Consider the following 18,657-nt stretch of genomic DNA (forward strand, 5'->3'; position numbering starts at 1 on the left):
TGCCGAGCAGATCGCGGCGGGCGAGGAGCCGCACGCCGTTACGCCGCGCGGGCAGATGAACGAGGCGATCCGCGAGGCGCGCGGACTGGGGGCCTATATCGAGCGGGGCCGGGAGTGGCTGCACGAGATGGGCGACCGGGTGCGGGAGCGGGCCGAGCTGGCGGCGCAGAGCATGGCGAGCTTCGTTCAGGGCGCGGCGCGAACGATGCGGGCGGGGTTGCAGACCAGCACCGGCGACGGGTTCGACGCGCTGCCAGCGCTCGACCACTCACCCCGCCGCGAGCAGACACCGGGGATTGAGCTGGACCAGCCGGGGCAAGGCGAGCGCGATCGGCAACGACAGCAGGAACGGGACCGACAGCGCGGACTCGACGGGCCGGATATCGGCTTCGGCCGGTAGGCGGGCCTTAGTCGCGTGGAATCTCCGCGACGCGCCGCGCAGCCGCCAGCTCGAGGATACGGCCGATGACGGTATCGTAGAGCTTGGGCGGGATGAAGCCGTAGGCGAAGCGATCCTTGCTCCCAGGCACGGGCCGAATGTCATAGCCGGGCCAGGCGAACTGGTTCACTTCATCCAGTACGATCCAGGAGCGATCGTCATCGAGGCCGAGCGCCTGTTTGACGCGGGGCGGCAGCTCGATCGCCTCCCCGTCCTTGGCTGGCGGGGTGTGGGTGATCGGCGCGACCGTCACGCGCGGGGCACCACCCTTGGGGCTTTGCACCGCCAGCACGATTACGCTGGGGCGGACCTTGCGGCCTTCCTCCTGCCCTTTGCGATGTTCGTGCCGCCACAGATAGGCATAGGGAATGACCAGACCCGGTTCCGGGGTAGGAAGCGACAAGGCTCAATCCATCAGCGCATTGAGATGGTCGTGGCGAGAATCCATCCGTGATGCCGCCAGCGCCTTCAACGTCGCGCCGTCCAGCTCCTCGACCGCCAGGGCGGTAGGAGCCGTCGCCTTGAGGCGCTGATATTCGTCATAGTCGCGAGCGGACACAAAATAGCCCGTCACCCGGTTGTGGGTCACCACGGCGACCGGCTCACGCTGGGCTTCCTCGCGATAGCGACCAAAATTGCGGGCGAACTCCGTCGCAGCCACTTGTGTCATCGTGCCCTCCTTGGCATTGGAGAATGAATACACAAAACGCGCGTTTTTCGCAAGAGCACAAGATTTTGCACGACGTGAGAAGCTGATACAGTCAACGGCATTGATGGAGGTTTGCATGCAGCGTCGTCGCTTGGATCAAAAGCTTTTCAGCATTTTTGGCTTTATCGCAGTTGCGACATTTGCCTTTCCCGCAACGGCACAAACACACCTCGTCCGCCGGACATCCACATCGACCATATGTGAGAAGGCTGGTGCGGCTACAGCGGCAGTGGGAGCTGCTGCGGCTAGCGTTGGTACGATTGCAGGCACCGCTGGCGTTGCGGCAGTCGCACACAGCAGTGGAGCCGCAATCTTAACGACAGTTGGTGTTGGTGGCACAGGTTATGTCGCTGGGACGCTTGGCGGTGCTGCTGCAACAACATTGGGGTTTCTTAGCGCGCCGGTGGTAGTTGCAGGTGCGGCTACTCTGGGCGTGGCAGGAGCCGGAACATACGCTTACTGCCGATATGCGCGTTGAAAGCTGTAAAGTAGCGGAATTATAAAGTGAAAATCTCAAAAACCTTTCTCGCTGCAATGTTTTCGGCAGCTATCGGCCTTTCCACTCCATCTTATGGGCAATCATCTTCTGAAATAGAGAGCGCGGTTCGCGCTGGAAGAAGAGCTGCTGATGAATATCGCCGACAAGAGCAAGATTCTAAAGACTCAACGAATCAGGCTTTATATGAAAAAAATATGGCTGAAATTCGTGTTCTAGAGAAAAATTTGTCGTCCAATGTGGCGTCAATCACAATTAACTCGCCGAGAATTCATAGAAACATTTACGAAAAAGAAGTCAGAACGTCGAGCGATATCGAAAGTCTGTTTCGAAAACGAAATATGGATGAATAAATGGTGTTCGCCTCCGCCATCTAATCAAGGCTGGAGTGATGCTGACAAATGCGTCGGTAAAGCTGAAGATTGGCCTGAGATGCCTGAGATGAAAGAATTTTTAGAGCCTACATTTAGATTAAGCGAGTTTGATCCCGCGATGCAGCGATTTTATGCCGCAGTAGCCAAAAAATACGAATGAATTTCTGCCTAAAGCTTAGTGTGATTACACTTGCAGCTTCGATTCACCCGGTAAGCTCATCCATGATCGTGATGCGAAAATCATAGGTTTTGCATCACCCGGAAAACGGCTGAAATCCAAGCGCTTCCATGATGCATAATTCCGATGCACAATCGGAGCATGATTTACGGCTATGCGCGCGTCTCATCCAACGGGCAGGATCTGGCGCAGCAGCTCGCCCAGCTCGACGCGGCCGGCTGCACCAAGATCTACCGCGAGAAGGTCAGCGCCGCGACGGCCGAGCGGCCCCAGCTCAAGCGCGCGATCGGCGCGCTCGATGCCGGCGACGTGCTGATGGTGACGGCCACCGATCGCCTGGCCCGCAACACCCGTGACCTGTTGAACATCCTCCATGCGGTGAAGGAGGCCGGCGCGGGCTTCCGCTCGATTGCGGAGCCGATGGTGGACACCACCTCGCAGTTCGCGGAGGTCGTCATTGCCGTGCTGGGGATCGCGGCGAGCTATGAGCGGCAACGCATCACCGAGCGCACCGCTGCCGGCAGGGTTCAGGCCAAGGCCCGTGGCGTGAAGTTCGGTCGACGTGCTGCCCTTACCGCTCACCAGCAGACCGAGGCGCTACAGCGGCTCGCTAAGGGCGACACGCAGCGCACTGTTGCCGCTCTGCTCGGGGTCGATCAGGCGACGATATCTCGGTTGTCACGGAAGCAAGGTTGATGATCGGGCGAGCTGGAAACAAACCGTTAAACCGGTGCAGGCCATAGTAACCCCGAGGAGACTAAAAATGGCGTTTACCGAGGCCGAAAAGCAGCAGTGGCATGCCGATCGTCGAGCAGGGAAATCCACGGATAACGATTATACCCCATCCCCAACCTGTGGGCATTGCGGCAACCCGTTCAGCTCGGGTGCGGGAATGGTCACCGACGACTTCTCACTATGCGACGTTTGCAACGGCGATTGATCCTTCCTGTCATTCGTCTGTGCGGCCGAACAGGCGACCAAAGAACCCGCGTTTGGATTCGGTAGGGCCAGGTCCCGCCAGCAGGCCGATCACTCTGGCCTGTGCCTCCCGGCGTTCGTCCTCGGATTTATCGAGCCGTTGCCGCAGGTCATCGACCACACCATCGCGATCACGAAGCTGTTCACGCAACAGTTCAACTTCCCGGAGCAACCCCCCTGTTTCCATTAGGGTTTCCCTGTTTCCAACAGGGGTATCAAGGCGAGCTTCTTCAACGGTTTCCGGCTGTTTCGGGGGAAACACCCGAAACAGCTCGGATGTGTCGATCAGGTAGCCATTATCGGTTTTCTCGGCATAGCTAAGACGCCCCGATTTAAGGGCTTTCGAGACGGTTCCCTTGCTGACACCGGCCAGCTCGGCACCCTTCGTCATCGACACCGTAGCCATAGGTTTACCCCGTGTTTCCAACCGGGAACCATGACCGGTTGCCATAGGGTATCGCGCAACCCTGCCAGAGACAAGGATCAGGGTTTCGCCCACTTCTCCGCGCAACCCTTCACCCATGTGGTCCAATCATCGCGAAGAGCGTCACCCCGGAGTTGCCGTCGCCGGTCAGATCGGACGCGGACGTATTGATCCGCTAGCCGTTGAATTGCATGGCCCCCGCCGTTGGCGAGGCCGATCGCATAAAGGTCTGGCGTCCGATATTCCGACACCTGATCGTCAGCAGGCCACCGCAGTATGTCCGAAACCGAAAGGCTGGCGGCTGTGGCAGCGATGATCGCAGCAGGATCAACGACCGTCTCTACCGTGCCTTCGCGCCGTGCGCGTCGGCCGGCACGGTGACGCTCGTTTTCTTCCTCTGCCGCTACGACAGCGATCGGAGCTTTGCGGCGGAATGTGATCGCTACTTCGGTGACCTTGCGGCCCCTTCGCTTTGCGACCTCCCAGGCGACCGAGAATTGAGGAACGAGCTGATTTATCTCGGCCGTCGCTGCATCGAGGACGAAGCGGCGCAGATCGGCAAAGGACCCATAGGTGCCTTCAGGAACGCCGAGTTTGGACCGTAGCGTGGCGACGTCCCCCCGCCAGATCGGCACGTCGCGGCGATAGAGCAACGCTCCGAGCTGGTAGAGTTCGAGGGCATATTTGCTATCGAACGCTAGCACTGTTGCCCGGTGCAGCAGGGCATAGGCTTCGCTGTCTTTCAGAAGATCGCGGGCGCGGCGAGTGAATCGGTAGATCAGCCACCCCTGCTCTCCCCCCTCAAATGTCTCCTCGATCATCTGGAACGTGCGCCGCCCTTGGTCGCCCTCGACCTGATCGGGCATCGCAAAAAAGATACCCATTAGCTCGTCGATCGTATCGGTAAGGCGATCATTGGAATTGTGGGAGCCGCGCAGCATGCGCTTGGCGATCCGATGTTCTTGGTCGCGCCATGCGTCGCCAGCGGCCTGATGCATCATCAGGCGAGAATCTTGCGAGCCGAGAGGGTAAGCGAAGCACCGCGAGCATAGCGGACCTCGACCAGTTCGCGCGGTTGCACGATCGTGTCGGAACCCCGCTCCTTCTCGATCCGCGCAACTTCCATCGTGCGCCCAGGCTTATCGTCGGCTGCCCCGCTCATGGCAGCACAATCGTTCGATGCGACAACATGGTCAAGTATCATGAGATGAGCGCGGCTAGCTCCTCACTTCACGCACCCCATTTCTCACGATACCCCACCCCATTTCTCACGATACCCCACCCCAAAACTCATGATACCCCACCCCATTCCTCATAATAGGCTGGAATCGGGCTTTTTAAATCAGTGGGATGCGACCCCCCCTGAATCATAGAATCTAGAATCATGAATCACCGCGCGCGGAACGGAGAAGATTTAGATGGAATCGGCCAAAGGCCGATACGCCGATGGTGCGTGCCGGCTGCGCCGTCACAGAGGCGGCCTATCGGCCGCTAGCTTGGCGAGGAAGGAGTTGGGGGCGAGGACGGTCCGCGATCATTCGGCGGTCGTCACGCGGCGAAGGGGTTTGCCGTTGCCATCGTGGACAACGATCGCGGACACACCCGAGGCGGCGATGCGATCGATCAGGCGATCGGCCTCCTCGTACTGGTCGCTGGGCCAGTCGCGGGCGACGTGAACGCGATCGTCGCCGATTTCGAGCGTCAGGTGCGAAATCGAAGGATCGAGGTCGAGCAGCCGCGCCATGTCGGCTTGGGTTTCGAGCGTGATGTGCCGGAGATCACCGCCGGTCATGATGAGCTGCCAGGTGCGGGTGCGATCATCGAGGCTCATGGCATGGGCCATCCAGTGATCGACTTGGCATCGGCGTTGGTGGCGAAGCAGTAGCGCACGCCCTGTCGTTTCTCGCTGTGCCAGCCGTTGCCCTTGGGGCAGCCGGCGATATCCGGGATGGTCATGGTGCTGACCTGGTCGAGCTGGCGAGCGAGCTTGCCGTTGACGGTGTTGGCCCAGCTCGCGGCGGCGACCTCGTCACGGGCGCGGGCATAGCCCGATGCTTCACCGGCCCCGTTCCCGAGGTGATAGCCGTAACCCAGCGCAACAGGTATGAGTAGGGCGAAGCCGGCGAGCGCACCGTTCCACCACCTGTCCCACCGGCGCCGGCGCAGCTCATGGGCGCGGCGATCGGCGGCATCGGCGGCAAGACGATCATTCAGAGCGGCGTGCGCAGCCGTGTCAGCATCGATCCGACGCCGCAGGGTCTCTCCCGCCCCGGCAAGGCCATCTGCGGCCCCATGACGCGCTCCGGCCTCCGCACGGGCTGCCAGAACCGCAGGATCGACCAGGCGAGCCGTTATGGCCGTGTCGCGGGCTTCCTCATCCTCGGCGCGCTGGGCGTCCCTGGCGGCGGCATCGGCGAGGCTGGCGCGTACGTCGGTCACCAGGTCGCGCAGGGTGCCGAAGCCGGCAAGGATGCGCTGGATGTTGGTATCGAGGTGGGAGAAGAAGCTGTGTGCCTGGGCGGCGTCGGCGGCACCGCGCGCGCGACCGGCAGCAGAGGGCGGAGGGTCGGTAGGCATGTCGAACTCTGCGGGATCGAACTTGCCGGCCGGGGGATCGTGGCGATCGGACCCGAGCAGATCACGCCCCTTCCGCGTTCTACCGGGCGGCGGGGATCATCATCACGGTCGCGGTCCATCAGCGGTCCTCCCCGGGCAGCGTCCATCCCTCGAACGGTTTCTTATCCTGATCGCGACTGATGCGGTGGGTCAGCTCGGTGACGATGCCGGCGAACCGCTGATCCTTGGTGGCGGCATCGAGAAGCAGGCCACCCAGGATGATCTTGCGGCGGGTATCGAGGCGACGGCCTTCAGTGGCGATCCGGGCGTTGAGCGCATCGAGGCGAGCCTTGGCCTGGGCAAGACGCTTCTTCGCCAGTTCGACAGACTCGGGAGTGGGTGCAGCCATACCTTCTCCGCGTCAAAGCACGATCGCAAAGGCAGCATAGCGCAAACCGACAAACGAAGCCACCCGAGACGACAGTAGGAGACAAGGGCGCACTTTAGCATTACTGCGTAATGCGTGCGGCAGGGACACCCTGCACCCTTGTCGCAAGCGACAGCGGGGCTTCGACCCCACACCCGACCAGCATCATGCCGCTGGACTACGTTTGAGAAGGCGCGCGCGGACGATGGCGATCTACCATCTGGCGGTGAAATCGGTATCGCGCTCGACCGGGCGCAGTGCCGTCGCGGCGGTCGCGTATCGTGCCGGCGTCTGTCTCGAAAACGAGCGCGACGGCCTGGTGCACGACTACACGCGGCGGGGCGGTGTCGAGGACACGTTCATCGTCACGCCGGAAGGCGCGGAGTGGGCGCGGGATCGTTCCGCGCTGTGGAATGCGGCGGAGGCGGCGGAGAAGCGCAAGGACGCCAAGGTGGCGCGAGAGTATGAGCTGGCGCTGCCGGCCGAGCTGGATGCCGACCAGCGCCGCGACCTAGTTCGTGCTTTCGCGGAAAATATCCGCGACCGCTACGGGGTGGCGGTCGATGCGGCGATCCATGCCCCCCATGATTACGGCGACGATCGCAACCACCATGCCCACGTCATGACGACGACGCGGATGGTGGACGCGGACGGGCTGGGGGCGAAGACGCGCCAGCTCGACGTGCGATCGTCGGCATCGATCGAGGTGGAGGCGATCCGGGCGAGCTGGGCCGCACAGGTCAACGCCGCGCTGGAACTCGCCCAGGTGGCCGAGCGGGTCGATCATCGCAGCTATGCCCGTCAGGGCGTCGAGATGGAGCCGACCGTGAAGATGGGCCACGCCTCGGCCGCGATCGAGCGGCGCGCGTATGCCGAGCAGATCGCGGCGGGCGAGGAGCCGCACGCCGTTACGCCGCGCGGGCAGATGAATGAGGCAATCCAGGAAGCGCGGGGGCTGGGGTACTACATCCAGCGCGGTAGGGAGCGGATACACGAATGGAGCGACCAGCTACGCGAACGGGCCGAGCTGGTAGCGCAGAGCATGTCGAGCTTCGTCCAGGGTGCAGCGCGCGCGATGCGGTCGGGGCTGCATGTCAGTAGCGGTGACGGGTTCGACGCCCTGCCGGCGCTCGACCAGTCACCCCGTCGAGAGCAGACGCCGGCGATCGATCTGGACCAAACGGGTCAGAGCGGGCGCGATCGGCAGCAAGAGCGGGAACGACAGCGCGGACATGATGGCCCGGATATCGGCTTCGGGCGGTAGCGTCAGGCCCGTGCTTCGCTCTCGGCAACGTAGCGGCGCAGCACGCGGTTGATTTCGGTCTGGTAGCCGCGATCGTGGGCGTGTTCCTTGAACCAGCTTACGATATCGGCATCGAGCCGGAGCGTAACGGGCTTCTTTATAGGGCGATACAGACTTGGCCGGCGGGCATGCTGCCACGCCTCGGCCGATGCTTCGGGGATATCCGTGGTGTTGATCTGATCGTCTGGCAGAGCTGCGAGCCGATCGAGCTGATCCTGCAACTCGGGACTAAGCGCTTTCTTGCTCATAGCGTTTCCTTTCGTGTGCCGTTGCCTTTCGGGCGCTGATGATACGGACCCGGTCTTCGTCGTCCGGTTGGGGATGGCTGTGAACGACCACCAAAACAACGACGGCACCGATCATGCCGATGGCGTGCCAGCGCTGCTCGCCACCTTCCACGCGATCAGGAAGGATCACGTAGAACGGATCGCTCCAGACCCCCTGCGCCAGCTCGAAGGACACCTCGTGCTTGGCGAGATTCGATGCGGCTTTCTCATCGTCCCACTCGAAAACCACGGCTGCTCCTGTATTTACAGAAACGTATGTACACTATGAGGCGTTTTACGGCAAGTGAGGTGCCGAAGGGCTTTCCCGTTTTCCCATGTGCATCAGGGCATTTCGAGAAAATCGAATTGGGAACAGATTCTGGGAAAACGGCTTTGTCAGAAGCCGGCAAGGCTAGTCGTCCTGCCCCGCTGTCTTACTAGACCTTCCTCGCGAGAACGCGGCTTGATGCGCCAGCTTCACAACTTACTACGCCAATTCGATAATGTTCCGTCCCGCGTGCTTGGCACGATAGAGCGCGGCGTCAACACGGTCAAAAATCGCCGACGACTGTTTCGGCCCACGGAAGATCGAAAGGCCTATGGATGTCGTTACCATGTTGTGCGGTGGATTGCCGGTATGGGGCAGTTGCATGTTGAGAATACCTGTTCGCATGGCTTCAAAGAACGCTAGGGCGTCGCTCGTCCCTTGTGTCTTGCAAGTCAGAAGAAATTCTTCACCACCGATCCGATAAGCCCGTCCGTTCTGCGCTACGGCAGAATGGCGAAGCAATGTTCCGATTTGGCGTAAAATCATATCACCTGCCGCATGCCCGTATTGATCGTTATACGCTTTGAAGTTGTCGATATCCAGAATGCCTACGGAGCGCATGAGACCGTCGTCGGCACCCTCTACAAACTGCGGGTACTCACTCGCATAAGCTCGACGATTCGAAATACCGCATAATGCGTCTGTTCGGGCGTATTCTGTTTCTGTAACGTCGGTGAATATCCACAATCGTGCGGCAAAGGCAGCTGGATCTTTTAAAGGCACACTGCGGCGTGACAACAGACGCCCATCCTTTAAGGAAATCTCATCCTGAGATGTTTCCGATGTCAGGTTGATCCGTTCTACCTCATGCACGAACGCTGCCGGGTCGAATAGTTGGTCTTTAACGTAGCGCAGCAGCAACGTATCGTCCGCGACTTCCAATAAATTGGTCGGAATGTTCCAGTGCCTGGCAAACGCGGGGTTGCAGTAAACGACCTGTCGTTCGGCGTTTGTCAGCAGAACGCCATCAGGAAGCGCGTCCAGGACGCATTCAAACGTTGAGCGGTAGCTCGCCACCGGGCTACCTAGGGAGCTGCGATGCTGATCATCCACCAAGGAATTTGAATCCTATCCAACGCAAATAATGAGTATTTTTGCATCAAATCGATGGCGCAGCGGATGCGTAGGAGCTGTCCGATGCGGGCATTGGCCTAATCACCCGTACTGTATTCCGGCGACGATCAGAATTATCATCCCCACGCTTGCCAGCGCTAGTTGACCCTTGGGATGCCCGACGTTGACGGTCCATCCTAAGGCCTTCATTCGCTTGGGCACCACGATGCGGGGGTCGTCAGCATCATGATATAATCCTAGCAAGTCGTACCCCTTCCTCATGGGATCAGCTCCTCAACATAAGATGCCATCACGCTATATCGTGCACGTCGACTGTCCACCACTTTGCCATTTCTGATGCGAAATTCACAAGTTTTGCATCGTGTGGAAAACGACCAAGTTACAGACGTTTCCGCGATGCAGAAATCAGATGGGAAACGCGCTCCCGATTTTGCTTAGGCAGCGATATTCGCGGGGTGCGTCATATCCCCTTGGACCGCCAGCAACCCTTCGACCGAGATATTCTCGTCAATCGCATCCCAATGGATTCCGCGACGGCTGAGTTCAAAGTCTTGGCGTTGCGCCGGTGTGGCGTGAAGCAGACGTGGAAACCAGGCAAGCGGAACGCCCAACGTTCGACCGTCCCTCGATCTCGACCCACATGCAGTCCTCGTCGAAGCGCAATGCCCTAGGCGAAACACTCACGCCCTGCCCTTTCGAATTGCTCCCGGCGTTGTTCGACCACCGGATGCGGCACCTGTGCGGCCACCCTACCGCAAGCTTGCGGAGTTTTCCTGCAAACCTGGACGGCAATCTTCAACGAGGCGCTGCCTGCCTAAGCGCGTCGTTCATTCTGGATTGCCAGCCTGCGCCCGATGCTCGCCACTGAGCCAGCACATCCTTGTCAATTCGCAGCGCGACCTGTTCTTTGTTCGACCCAACGGGCCGACCGATTTTCGCGCGGCGCTCGGCGCGATCTGCAAGCGCCGCGACAACGCTAGCTTCGGACACGTCAAAGTCATCGGGATCGGTCGGGTCAGCCCTAAGTGCGATAGATCCTTTCTTCTCCATCATTGCTCCTCCTCACAGAAATGAACCGCGTGGCGCTGCCTCGGATGACATGAACCGCGGTCCAAAGCCTGTCATCCGCCATACCGATGATCTTGAATCGGCTTTCGCCATCGATGGGGCGCATCGAGGGCAAAACGATATGGTCTGGATCATCGAAAATGGCCGCGCCGAAAGCGAGAGAAACCCCGTGCTTGTCACGGTTCGCTTCATCTTTCGCAGGGTCAAATGCGATTTCCATAGCAATTAATGTATATGCAAAAACGGCTTCAAGCAATAGACTTATTGCATATGCAAAATCAGTAGGCTCATGGCTCTCTTCACTGATTGCTACGGTCTAATCCGATGCTTCCAAGCGCCATTCACGTTGCGAAAGGGTTCTATTTTTAAACACGCCAGCAACGGTTCCGTGTCCACCCCTAGCGGACATCCAATTTAAGCTTTATGGTTAGAATCGGAGGAATGTCAGATGAATATGCCATACGAAAAGCAGAAGAAGCTACATTTTGATGTTACGAACGTAGGCCTTCGAGCACAGGCAACAGCAGTTGGCTTGGTTCAGCTCTGCCTTGAGCTACGACGTACAAACATACTCGACGAGGCTGCGATTGAGCGGATTAAGGATACCATCGCCGACGAAGTATCCGTTACCGCGCCCCGGGCGTAGCGTCGCAAAGATATCGAGGTGAGGTAAAGACCCGGCTGGATAAGTTGTTTGCCGGAGGGCATGAAGTTGGCTCTGCGGAAGCGCTATCTTTTGGAGCTACGCCGGATAATCTAAGCGATGAATAAGTCAGCCATTTCCTGAGAGCGAAGTAGTATACGTACCTGTCGGCAGCTAGCCAGTTATACTCCGGTGTAGCCGCGATATTGTTGCCTGATTGACTCCAAGCAGGGCGGCTACGGTGCGTTGCGTGTCGCCGGCAGCAAGCCGCTGTAACGCCTCAGCCTGCTGATGAGGGGTAAGGGCAGCACGTCGGCCGAACTTTACACCTCGTGCCTTGGCTTGAGCCCTGCCAACAGCAGTGCGTTCGGTGATACGATGACGCTCGTAGCTCGCAGCGACCCCCAGCACGGCAATAATGACCTCGGCGAACTGTGAGGTGGTGTCCACCATCGGCTCTGCAATCGAGCGGAAGCCAGCCCCACCCTCCTTCACCGCATGAAGGATGTTCAGCAGGTCGCGGGTATTACGGGCAAGGCGATCGGTCGACGTTACCATCAGCACGTCGCCGGTACCGAGCGCGCCAATCGCGCGCTTGAGCTGCGGTCGATCGGCCGTCGCGGCGCTAATCTTCTCGCGGTAGATCTTGGTGCAGCCGGCCGCGTCGAGTTGGGCGAGCTGCTGCGCCAGATCCTGACCGTTGGATGAGACGCGTGCGTAGCCGTAAATCATGCGTCGGTTGTGCATTGGATTTATGCATCACGGAAGTGCCTGCATTTCCGCCGCTTTTAGATTGATGCAAAACTTGTGAATTTTGCATCAGGGAACAACGAAGCGGAAAGACACTAGCACTCATGGCTTGTCTTTTGAGCGGGCACTAGGTCTCGCTTAGCAACCGTGTAAGCTGGTTGAGTGATCACCGAACCTACCCGGTTGAGTAAGCATATCGCATGAGCCGCCGCCCTGTCCCTGACCGATCCGCGCTTGGTTTAACGATTGGGGTCCATGGTGCATTCCTGCTTGTGTTCTTGCTGGCGCGAGAGGCCCTTCCGCCACCTGTCTCACCATCGGCAGCACTCACGCTATTCGACATCAGCCGTCCGCCCCCGCCTCCCAATCCGCCAGCACGGCATAGACCGCGGCAGTCTGTGGATACACCGGCAGGAGGATCACCATCTGCTGCCTCGCGCCCGCGACCACACGCCGTCGATGCCACGCCGATGTTCACGCCCCAATCGCCGATCGTAACGATAGCCTCTTCCCTTGGCCAGACCTAGCGGCAGCGGAGCTAGCCGGTCCTGCATCTGCTGGTGAGGGTGAGGGGGCCGGCATTGGCATAGGGGACGGTTCCGGGCCAGGTCCGCCCCGTTATGCCCGTGCTGAATGGATTCACATGCCGACCTTTGAAGAAATGTTGCGGTATTGGCCCGCCGTAGCGCGAGAGCGGCGGATTGCCGGCAACGTCGAACTGGCATGCATCGTACCAAAACCGGGGAAGCCTAAACGGTGTTGGCTGCTATCAGAACGCCCCCAAGGGATCGGCTTCGGCCAAGCGGCACTCGCTATGTCTAGGGTGTTCCGGATCAGGCCCGTGTTCAAGAACGATGACGTTTTTCGACCTGCCGGTTGTCGTCCCAATCGTCTTCAATGTGGCACCAAAGCCAACCCCGTCCAAACCTTGAGGGTGCAAAGCGACGCTCTCAGTCTGCGGACCTCGTTTGATTCAAATTTTTTGCTTTTTGCATCACAGGCGGCTGGAAGGGTAATGTCGTGGCATACGCTTTCGGCAGGCGACATCATCCTACGACAAACGCGGATGGGTTCTCCGGCGGATTAGGCTTGATGAAGGATATAATGGTAAACTCGTTGCGTCCAGCTGAGGATCTTGCCCTGCGCAAGAGTGCTCCGAACCGTAGGCAACCTTGGACGAATGATGACGACGCCAAACTTCGCCTTTGGGCTAATATCAAAAGCCAACGCGAAATCGCCGTAGCGTTAGGCCGTTCGATATCGGCTGTAGAAAGTCGTGTTAGAATTCTGAGGCTGAATCGCTAGCGCATTGCGAGCCCCCTAAGCGTGGAGACCAACCGCTTCCACCAGTTGCTACCGTTCAAAAGAGACCCCTTTTGCAACGCCACGGATTATTCGTCGGGACGGCCGAACAAGCGGCCAAAGAACCCTCGCTTCGACTCTGTCGGGCCAGGACCAGCTAGCAAACCGATCACTCGGGCCTGCGCCTCACGCCGTTCCTCATCCGATCGATCAAGGCGCTGACGGAGGTCACCGATCGTCCCGTCTCGGTCGCGTAACTGTTCCAAAGCGGCATCAAGGCGCGCCTGTAACACGTTGGAATTAGAGGTGTTACCTGTGTCACCTCCGGTGTTACCCACTGTTTCAGTAGGTGTGTCGCTAACCGTTGCAGACGACTTGGGGGGATAGACTCGGTGCAGCTCAACGGGTTCGATCGAGAATGACCCCCCTTCATTCTTAACTGCCGATATTCTGCCGCTGTTGATTGCGCGCGAGATGGATGCCTTGCTGATGCCGGTGGCCTTAGCAGCCTCACCTAAGGTGTAAGCCATTGATCAGTACCCCGTTGCGTATCGTTTCAAACCGCTGTCAGCTAACAGTTAGCAGCAACAGGCATTATTGGAAACGGATCAGGTTCGCCCCCACTTGGCGGAACACCCCGTAACCCATTTCGTCCAGTCCGCCTTGAGAGCATCACCAACAAGCTGGCGACGGCGATCCTTTAAAACTCGGACGTATTGGTCGGCGAGCCGTTGGACGGCGTGGCCCCCACCCAAGGTCTGGCCGATCGCATAGAGTTCTGGAGTTTTGAATTCGTCCACGCGGTCGTCGGCGGGCCAGCGTAGGGTATCAGAAACCGACATTCGCGTTGCTGCTACAGCGATAAGGCTAGCGGCATCGACCATGGTATCGGCAGTGCCTTCACGCCGCGATCGACGGCCCGTGCTATGGCGTTCCGCCTCATCGGCCGCAGCGTTGGTGGCGTCATCATCCTTCGGGGTAAAAGTGATGGTGACGTGCGTGATTTTCCCTCTGGCTCCACGCTTCTCTAGCCAATCCATCGTGAAGGCAGCGAGCTGATCGATTTCGGCTTTCCCAGGCGTCAGCACCAGACGGCGGAAATCGGAAAAGTTCGGCATTGAATTGGACGGGGTCCCCAACCGCTCCCGCAGCTCATCGACCGTTCCGGACCATGTCGGGTTGCGGCGACCAGCCAGCAGGCACCCCATTTCGTAGAGAGTGATCGCATATTTTGACCGGAAGGCGAGCAGAGCCGCCCGGTTGAGGCGAGCGTAATAATCGCTTCCTTGCAGGATAGCTCTAGCTGGGGCTGTGAACTCCCACTCAACGGTGGCTCGGCCATCCTCCGCATGTTCATTGAGCGTCCAGGCGAGCAGCGCGGCGGTGAGAGTCGCAGCGCGTCCTTGAGCCGAGGTCGAAGGCATCTGGAATTTTACATCCATCAACTCGTCGAGCGTGTCTTGAATCCGATCGTTGGCATTGTGGGTGCCCCGCAGCTCGCGCTTGGCGATGATGTGCGATCCCGGCCGCCAGGCTTCGCCGGCAGCTTTGGCGATCAGAAGAGCCAAGGTTTTGCGGGCTGCGAGAGAGGGCGATGTACCCGCACCAAACCGCGCTTCGATGAACTCGCCGGCTTTAACGATAGCATGACCGTCACGAACCGAGATCGTGGAAGCCGCTTTCATAGTGCGGCCGATAGGGAGGTTGTCGGACACAGCATAAAGCTTAGTCAGTTACGACATAAGATCAACATCTACGTCATAGATCGCATAGACACCCTATCCCTCACGATAGCACCCCATTTGTCGTAACTGAGCACCCCATTTGTCGTAACTGAGCACCCCATTTGTCGTAACTGAGCACCCCATTTGTCGCAGGTCGAGCTGTTTACCCCTTTTCTACCAATGACTTACGATCTCCGAATCATAGAATCATAGAGAATCTAGAATCATCGCGAGCACGCGAGGAAACGACAACAGAAGAATGAAAAGCGGAATTGGCCTACGCCCAATACGCTGATGATGCGTGCCGGCTACGCCGTCACAGAGCGGCCTACCGGCCGCAGGCTTAGCGAAAAGAAGGTGTCAGGCCCGCCGTCGTGCTTCGACAGTAGCCATTGCATCCCGGATCAGAGCGGCACGACTGATTTCGGGTTGATCGCGGGTATCGTAATGATCGTTCAGCGCCTGCGTTGCTGCTGCCCTTTGCGCCCCGTACGCATTGGCAACGGCGTGGCGTAGCCGTCCAGCCTCGATCGCCCAGCGCTGATTGTGGAGACAATCAAGGTTCGCATCGATGCTTTCGATGACAAGTTCCATCTCCGTTTTTGGGTTGCAGGGCCTCGATCCGGATAGGCATCGCCCAGCTCGCGTACGGCGATAAATCGACGGGCATGGGAGGCGCGGCCTTCGCGATCGACCCATCGGGCACGCGATCCGGCCTCAACGGCGCCGACAACATCGTCGCGCCAGGTATCACCCACCATCAGCAGCTCACTGGGCTCGCAGCCGAGCTTGGCCGTCAGGCCGGCGTAGAACGCCCTGTCAGGCTTGATCGCCCCTTCGGCGAAGGAAAGATGCCAAACGTCCACCAGATCGCCCAGCAGGGCCTTTAGCGGGGCTGCGTAGGGCAAAGCGAGGTTGGAGGCGACGGCGACCTTCACGCCCTCCGCGCGGACCCGGCGTAGCGCATCGAGCGTATCGGGGTAGAGCGCGATCGTCGCCAGTTCTTCGTCCAGTGCCGCCAACCCGGTGTCCGGATGCGGCAATTCCAGCGCGCCGGCATAGTCGGCAAGCCCAATCGGCTGGATCATCGGCGAGGGCAGTTCCGCCGCCCTGTCACGGGCCTGCCGGATCAACCGCTCGAACGGGTGCCGCTTACGACCAATATGAACGAGGGTGCCAAACGCATCGAATGCAACGGCCCGCGTAGCTGGTAGGCGGGCATAGCGTCGATCGGCGACGGTAAGCAGACGTGCGTATAGATCATCGCTGACGGTGCCGGCGCGGATCATGGCATCGGCGATGACCGCCGCTGCTGGGTCGGTCGGCTCGCGAAAGACAGCGACCGCCTCGCTACCCCGATCGCGGCCAGCAAGGTCGGCCAGCACAACAGCATAAACGGCCTGTTCGGCTTCGCTGATGGGCGGGCGGGTCATGGCAGGAGCCATCCGGTGTAAGGTTTGCCATCAGGGTTCGCACCGAAACACCAATAGGCTCCGTCGCGCTTTTCGCGTTTCCATCCGCGATCCTTGGGACATCCGGCAATGGCGGGGATGGTCTGTTCGCTGGCTTGGTCGAGTTGGTGGGCGAGCTTGCCGTTGGCGGTGTTGGCCCAGCTCGCTGCAGCCGTTTCATCACGGGCGCGGGCATAAGCCGACGCCTCACCGGACTGGGTGCCGTCATAGCGACCATAGCCGTAAGCGGCGGGGATGAGCAGAGCGATGCCGACGATCGCGCCGTTACGCCATCCATCCTGCCTGCGTCGACGCAGTTCGTCGGCGCGGCGCTCGGCGCGATCGGCCGCGTCCTGCTTGGCGGACAGTTCGCGCCCTTGGGCATCGATCTCGAGTTGGCGCATCCATTCCCGGGCCGTGCCGTTGAGCGTCTCCCTGGCACCCTGACGCGCGCCGGCCTCGGCATGGCGAGCAAGCTCGTCAGGATGGATGAGGCGATCGGCGATGAGCTTGTCGCGGGCTTCCTGTTCCTCGGCACGCTTGGCAGCATCAGCCGCGGCCTCGGCGACACTGGCGCGGCTGTCGGCAGCCATGTCGCGGATCATGCCGAAGTTGGCCAGGATGCGCTGCATGCCGGTTTCGAGCGCGGATATCAGTTTGAAGAATTGAGCGAAGTCGGCGGTGCTGCGGGTGCGCTCGACAGCAGAAGGGGGAGGGGGCGGTGTCGGATTAGCGGGAGGGCTGGTCGGCGTGTCCCAATCGGACATGTCGAATTTGCCGGTAGAGGGCGGGTCCATTCGGCTACCGCCGCGATCCCGTTCCCTTCCGCGTTCCGGCATCCGATCCGGTTCGTCGCGATCACGATCCATCAGCGGTCCTCCTTGGGCAATGACCACCCTTCGAACGGTTTCTTATCCTGATCCCGACTGATGCGATGAGTCAGCTCGGAGACGATGCCGGCGAACCGCTGATCCTTGGTGGCGGCATCGATGAGCAGGCCACCAAGGATGATCTTGCGGCGGGTATCGAGGCGACGACCTTCGGTAGCAATCCGAGCATTGAGTGCGTCGAGACGAGCCTTTGCCTGAGCAAGACGTTTCTTCGCTAGTTCGACGGTTTCGGGAGTGGGAGCAGCCATAGGTTCTCCGTGTCAAAACACGATCACAGGACGAGCATAGCGCAAACCAACGATCGAAACCACCCGAACGACGATAGGAGACAAGGGCGCACTTTAGCATTACTATGTAATACGTGCGGCAGGGACACCCTGCACCCATGTCGCCGAGCGCCAGCGGGGCCTCGGCCCCACACCCCGACCAGCGTCATGCCGCTGGACTACGTTTGAGAAGGCGCACGCGGACGATGGCGATCTACCATCTTGCGGTGAAATCGGTGTCGCGCTCGACCGGACGCAGCGCGGTTGCGGCGGTTGCGTATCGTGCCGGTGTCTGCCTCGAAAACGAGCGCGACGGCCTGGTGCACGACTACACGCGGCGGGGAGGTGTCGAGGACACGTTCATCGTTACGCCGGAAGGCGCGGAGTGGGCGCAGGACCGCTCCGCCTTATGGAACGCGGTCGAGGCGGCGGAGAAGCGCAAGGACGCCAAGGTGGCGCGGGAATACGAGCTGGCGCTACCAGCCGAGCTGGACGCCGGCCAGCGCCGCGACCTGGTTCGTGCTTTCGCGGAGGATATCCGCGACCGTTACGGGGTGGCGGTCGATGCGGCGATCCATGCCCCCCATGATTACGGCGACGATCGTAACCACCATGCCCACGTCATGACGACGACGCGGGTGGTAGACGCTGACGGGCTGGGGGCGAAGACGCGCCAGCTCGACGTGCGATCGTCGGCGTCGATCGAGGTGGAGGAGATCCGGGCGAGCTGGGCGGCGCAGGTCAACGATGCGCTCGAACTGGCGCAAGTGGCCGAGCGGGTCGATCATCGCAGCTATGCACGTCAGGGCGTGGAGATGGAGCCGACCGTGAAGATGGGGCATGCCTCGGCCGCGATCGAGCGGCGCGCCGAGCGCGAGCAGATCGCGGCGGCGAAGAGCCGCACGCCGTTACCCCGCGCGGGCAGATGAATGAGGCAATCCAGGAAGCGCGGGGGCTGGGGTACTACATCCAGCGCGGTAGGGAGCGGATACACGAATGGAGCGACCAGCT

At 60.1% G+C, this 18,657-nt stretch carries 25 protein-coding genes and 1 pseudogene; 7 read left to right on the forward strand and 19 right to left on the reverse strand.

Going from position 1 to position 18,657, the window contains the following annotated elements; genetic code table 11:
* Positions 1-400: pseudogene (locus NI18_RS25130) on the forward strand (hypothetical protein); the annotation flags it as partial.
* A 7-nt stretch (positions 401-407) separates the two neighbouring features.
* Here NI18_RS25130 and NI18_RS15100 read toward each other — a convergent pair.
* Together NI18_RS15100 and NI18_RS15105 are read right to left on the reverse strand one after the other, a co-directional pair.
* Positions 408-842, reverse strand: coding sequence for a type II toxin-antitoxin system PemK/MazF family toxin (locus NI18_RS15100; RefSeq protein WP_037531039.1), 435 nt, complete (start codon positions 840-842; stop codon positions 408-410).
* A 3-nt stretch (positions 843-845) separates the two neighbouring features.
* A complete protein-coding gene (locus NI18_RS15105; RefSeq protein ID WP_198527029.1) occupies positions 846-1,226 on the reverse strand; it encodes a hypothetical protein in 381 nt (126 codons plus the stop codon).
* Positions 1,227-1,652: 426 nt separating this feature from the next.
* Here NI18_RS15105 and NI18_RS24470 point away from each other — a divergent pair, with 426 nt between their 5' ends.
* From NI18_RS24470 to NI18_RS25135, 4 genes are all read left to right on the forward strand, one after another.
* Positions 1,653-1,997 (forward strand): hypothetical protein, encoded by a 345-nt coding sequence (locus tag NI18_RS24470; RefSeq protein ID WP_128082249.1) that lies wholly within the window; start codon positions 1,653-1,655, stop codon positions 1,995-1,997.
* On the forward strand, positions 1,990-2,178 hold the full coding sequence (locus tag NI18_RS24475; protein ID WP_128082250.1) for a hypothetical protein: 189 nt from the start codon (positions 1,990-1,992) through the stop codon (positions 2,176-2,178). Before NI18_RS24470 ends, NI18_RS24475 begins: the two co-directional genes overlap by 8 nt.
* A 159-nt stretch (positions 2,179-2,337) precedes the next feature.
* Positions 2,338-2,892 carry a recombinase family protein gene (locus tag NI18_RS15110; RefSeq protein WP_037531063.1) on the forward strand — a complete coding sequence of 185 codons (555 nt, stop codon included), beginning with the start codon at positions 2,338-2,340 and terminating at the stop codon, positions 2,890-2,892.
* A gap of 67 nt (positions 2,893-2,959) precedes the next feature.
* Entirely contained in the window at positions 2,960-3,136 is a 177-nt protein-coding gene (locus NI18_RS25135; RefSeq protein ID WP_157840549.1) for a hypothetical protein, read from the forward strand.
* A gap of 9 nt (positions 3,137-3,145) precedes the next feature.
* Here the strand turns inward: NI18_RS25135 and NI18_RS15115 are convergent, their stop codons facing one another.
* The 6 genes from NI18_RS15115 to NI18_RS15135 all read right to left on the reverse strand — a co-directional run bounded on the left by NI18_RS15115 (position 3,146) and on the right by NI18_RS15135 (position 6,563).
* Positions 3,146-3,580 carry a hypothetical protein gene (locus NI18_RS15115; protein ID WP_037531041.1) on the reverse strand — a complete coding sequence of 145 codons (435 nt, stop codon included), beginning with the start codon at positions 3,578-3,580 and terminating at the stop codon, positions 3,146-3,148.
* Positions 3,581-3,657: 77 nt separating this feature from the next.
* Positions 3,658-4,482 carry a replication initiation protein gene (locus tag NI18_RS15120; protein ID WP_306286443.1) on the reverse strand — a complete coding sequence of 275 codons (825 nt, stop codon included), beginning with the start codon at positions 4,480-4,482 and terminating at the stop codon, positions 3,658-3,660.
* Between the two features lie 116 nt (positions 4,483-4,598).
* Complete coding sequence (locus NI18_RS25140) at positions 4,599-4,760, reverse strand: hypothetical protein (protein WP_157840550.1); 162 nt, start codon at positions 4,758-4,760, stop codon at positions 4,599-4,601.
* A 372-nt stretch (positions 4,761-5,132) separates the two neighbouring features.
* Positions 5,133-5,429, reverse strand: coding sequence for a hypothetical protein (locus NI18_RS15125; RefSeq protein ID WP_037531043.1), 297 nt, complete (start codon positions 5,427-5,429; stop codon positions 5,133-5,135).
* Complete coding sequence (locus tag NI18_RS22470; protein WP_052149230.1) at positions 5,426-6,175, reverse strand: hypothetical protein; 750 nt, start codon at positions 6,173-6,175, stop codon at positions 5,426-5,428. The genes NI18_RS15125 and NI18_RS22470 overlap by 4 nt, the downstream gene beginning before the upstream one ends.
* A 118-nt stretch (positions 6,176-6,293) precedes the next feature.
* Positions 6,294-6,563 (reverse strand): mobilization protein, encoded by a 270-nt coding sequence (locus NI18_RS15135; RefSeq protein ID WP_037531045.1) that lies wholly within the window; start codon positions 6,561-6,563, stop codon positions 6,294-6,296.
* Between the two features lie 223 nt (positions 6,564-6,786).
* Between NI18_RS15135 and mobQ (NI18_RS15140) the strand changes: the two genes are divergently transcribed.
* Entirely contained in the window at positions 6,787-7,845 is a 1,059-nt protein-coding gene (gene mobQ, locus NI18_RS15140) for a MobQ family relaxase (protein WP_037531048.1), read from the forward strand.
* 2 nt (positions 7,846-7,847) lie between these two features.
* Here mobQ (NI18_RS15140) and NI18_RS15145 read toward each other — a convergent pair whose 3' ends face one another.
* From NI18_RS15145 to NI18_RS23520, 11 genes are all read right to left on the reverse strand, one after another.
* Entirely contained in the window at positions 7,848-8,132 is a 285-nt protein-coding gene (locus NI18_RS15145; protein WP_037531051.1) for a BrnA antitoxin family protein, read from the reverse strand.
* Positions 8,113-8,400 (reverse strand): BrnT family toxin, encoded by a 288-nt coding sequence (locus NI18_RS15150; RefSeq protein ID WP_037531055.1) that lies wholly within the window; start codon positions 8,398-8,400, stop codon positions 8,113-8,115. The genes NI18_RS15145 and NI18_RS15150 overlap by 20 nt, the downstream gene beginning before the upstream one ends.
* A gap of 237 nt (positions 8,401-8,637) precedes the next feature.
* Entirely contained in the window at positions 8,638-9,531 is an 894-nt protein-coding gene (locus NI18_RS23490) for a sensor domain-containing diguanylate cyclase (RefSeq protein ID WP_306286446.1), read from the reverse strand.
* A 455-nt stretch (positions 9,532-9,986) separates the two neighbouring features.
* Positions 9,987-10,232 (reverse strand): DUF2442 domain-containing protein, encoded by a 246-nt coding sequence (locus NI18_RS23495; RefSeq protein ID WP_306286444.1) that lies wholly within the window; start codon positions 10,230-10,232, stop codon positions 9,987-9,989.
* Positions 10,233-10,347: 115 nt separating this feature from the next.
* On the reverse strand, positions 10,348-10,605 hold the full coding sequence (locus tag NI18_RS23500; RefSeq protein ID WP_198527030.1) for a BrnA antitoxin family protein: 258 nt from the start codon (positions 10,603-10,605) through the stop codon (positions 10,348-10,350).
* Positions 10,574-10,840, reverse strand: coding sequence for a BrnT family toxin (locus NI18_RS23505; protein ID WP_084215233.1), 267 nt, complete (start codon positions 10,838-10,840; stop codon positions 10,574-10,576). The genes NI18_RS23500 and NI18_RS23505 overlap by 32 nt, the downstream gene beginning before the upstream one ends.
* A 597-nt stretch (positions 10,841-11,437) precedes the next feature.
* Positions 11,438-11,995, reverse strand: a complete 558-nt coding sequence (locus NI18_RS15165; RefSeq protein WP_037531060.1) for a recombinase family protein — start codon at positions 11,993-11,995, stop codon at positions 11,438-11,440.
* A gap of 1,928 nt (positions 11,996-13,923) precedes the next feature.
* Positions 13,924-15,030: a replication initiation protein gene (locus tag NI18_RS15170; protein WP_306286445.1), complete on the reverse strand. Its 1,107-nt coding sequence runs from the start codon at positions 15,028-15,030 to the stop codon at positions 13,924-13,926.
* Between the two features lie 464 nt (positions 15,031-15,494).
* Positions 15,495-16,472 (reverse strand): HAD family hydrolase, encoded by a 978-nt coding sequence (locus NI18_RS22475; RefSeq protein ID WP_052149231.1) that lies wholly within the window; start codon positions 16,470-16,472, stop codon positions 15,495-15,497.
* A complete protein-coding gene (locus NI18_RS22480) occupies positions 16,469-17,359 on the reverse strand; it encodes a hypothetical protein (RefSeq protein WP_128082252.1) in 891 nt (296 codons plus the stop codon). Before NI18_RS22480 ends, NI18_RS22475 begins: the two co-directional genes overlap by 4 nt.
* Positions 17,359-17,628, reverse strand: a complete 270-nt coding sequence (locus NI18_RS23520; protein ID WP_084215236.1) for a mobilization protein — start codon at positions 17,626-17,628, stop codon at positions 17,359-17,361. The genes NI18_RS22480 and NI18_RS23520 overlap by 1 nt, the downstream gene beginning before the upstream one ends.
* 224 nt (positions 17,629-17,852) lie before the next feature.
* Between NI18_RS23520 and mobQ (NI18_RS15185) the strand changes: the two genes are divergently transcribed.
* Positions 17,853-18,575 (forward strand): MobQ family relaxase, encoded by a 723-nt coding sequence (gene mobQ / locus NI18_RS15185; RefSeq protein ID WP_052149233.1) that lies wholly within the window; start codon positions 17,853-17,855, stop codon positions 18,573-18,575.
* The last annotated feature ends 82 nt before the right edge of the window (positions 18,576-18,657 follow it).

Origin of the sequence: Sphingomonas sp. Ant20, assembly GCF_000783375.1 — a bacterium.
GTDB classification, from domain to species: domain Bacteria; phylum Pseudomonadota; class Alphaproteobacteria; order Sphingomonadales; family Sphingomonadaceae; genus Sphingomonas; species Sphingomonas aerolata.

Coding starts and splice junctions, on each gene's coding strand:
- NI18_RS15120 (WP_306286443.1), bottom strand. CDS start 4,482: ATGGGTATCTTTTTTGCGATGCCCGATCAGGTCGAGGGCGACCAAGGG.
- NI18_RS24475 (WP_128082250.1), top strand. CDS start 1,990: ATGAATAAATGGTGTTCGCCTCCGCCATCTAATCAAGGCTGGAGTGAT.
- NI18_RS15110 (WP_037531063.1), top strand. CDS start 2,338: ATGATTTACGGCTATGCGCGCGTCTCATCCAACGGGCAGGATCTGGCG.
- NI18_RS15165 (WP_037531060.1), bottom strand. CDS start 11,995: ATGATTTACGGCTACGCACGCGTCTCATCCAACGGTCAGGATCTGGCG.
- NI18_RS15125 (WP_037531043.1), bottom strand. CDS start 5,429: ATGAGCCTCGATGATCGCACCCGCACCTGGCAGCTCATCATGACCGGC.
- NI18_RS15105 (WP_198527029.1), bottom strand. CDS start 1,226: ATGCAAACCTCCATCAATGCCGTTGACTGTATCAGCTTCTCACGTCGT.
- mobQ (WP_052149233.1), top strand. CDS start 17,853: ATGGCGATCTACCATCTTGCGGTGAAATCGGTGTCGCGCTCGACCGGA.
- mobQ (WP_037531048.1), top strand. CDS start 6,787: ATGGCGATCTACCATCTGGCGGTGAAATCGGTATCGCGCTCGACCGGG.
- NI18_RS23500 (WP_198527030.1), bottom strand. CDS start 10,605: ATGATGGAGAAGAAAGGATCTATCGCACTTAGGGCTGACCCGACCGAT.
- NI18_RS25135 (WP_157840549.1), top strand. CDS start 2,960: ATGGCGTTTACCGAGGCCGAAAAGCAGCAGTGGCATGCCGATCGTCGA.
- NI18_RS25140 (WP_157840550.1), bottom strand. CDS start 4,760: ATGAGCGGGGCAGCCGACGATAAGCCTGGGCGCACGATGGAAGTTGCG.
- NI18_RS15145 (WP_037531051.1), bottom strand. CDS start 8,132: ATGAGCAAGAAAGCGCTTAGTCCCGAGTTGCAGGATCAGCTCGATCGG.
- NI18_RS22470 (WP_052149230.1), bottom strand. CDS start 6,175: ATGCCTACCGACCCTCCGCCCTCTGCTGCCGGTCGCGCGCGCGGTGCC.
- NI18_RS15135 (WP_037531045.1), bottom strand. CDS start 6,563: ATGGCTGCACCCACTCCCGAGTCTGTCGAACTGGCGAAGAAGCGTCTT.
- NI18_RS15115 (WP_037531041.1), bottom strand. CDS start 3,580: ATGGCTACGGTGTCGATGACGAAGGGTGCCGAGCTGGCCGGTGTCAGC.
- NI18_RS22480 (WP_128082252.1), bottom strand. CDS start 17,359: ATGGATCGTGATCGCGACGAACCGGATCGGATGCCGGAACGCGGAAGG.
- NI18_RS23520 (WP_084215236.1), bottom strand. CDS start 17,628: ATGGCTGCTCCCACTCCCGAAACCGTCGAACTAGCGAAGAAACGTCTT.
- NI18_RS22475 (WP_052149231.1), bottom strand. CDS start 16,472: ATGACCCGCCCGCCCATCAGCGAAGCCGAACAGGCCGTTTATGCTGTT.
- NI18_RS23505 (WP_084215233.1), bottom strand. CDS start 10,840: ATGGAAATCGCATTTGACCCTGCGAAAGATGAAGCGAACCGTGACAAG.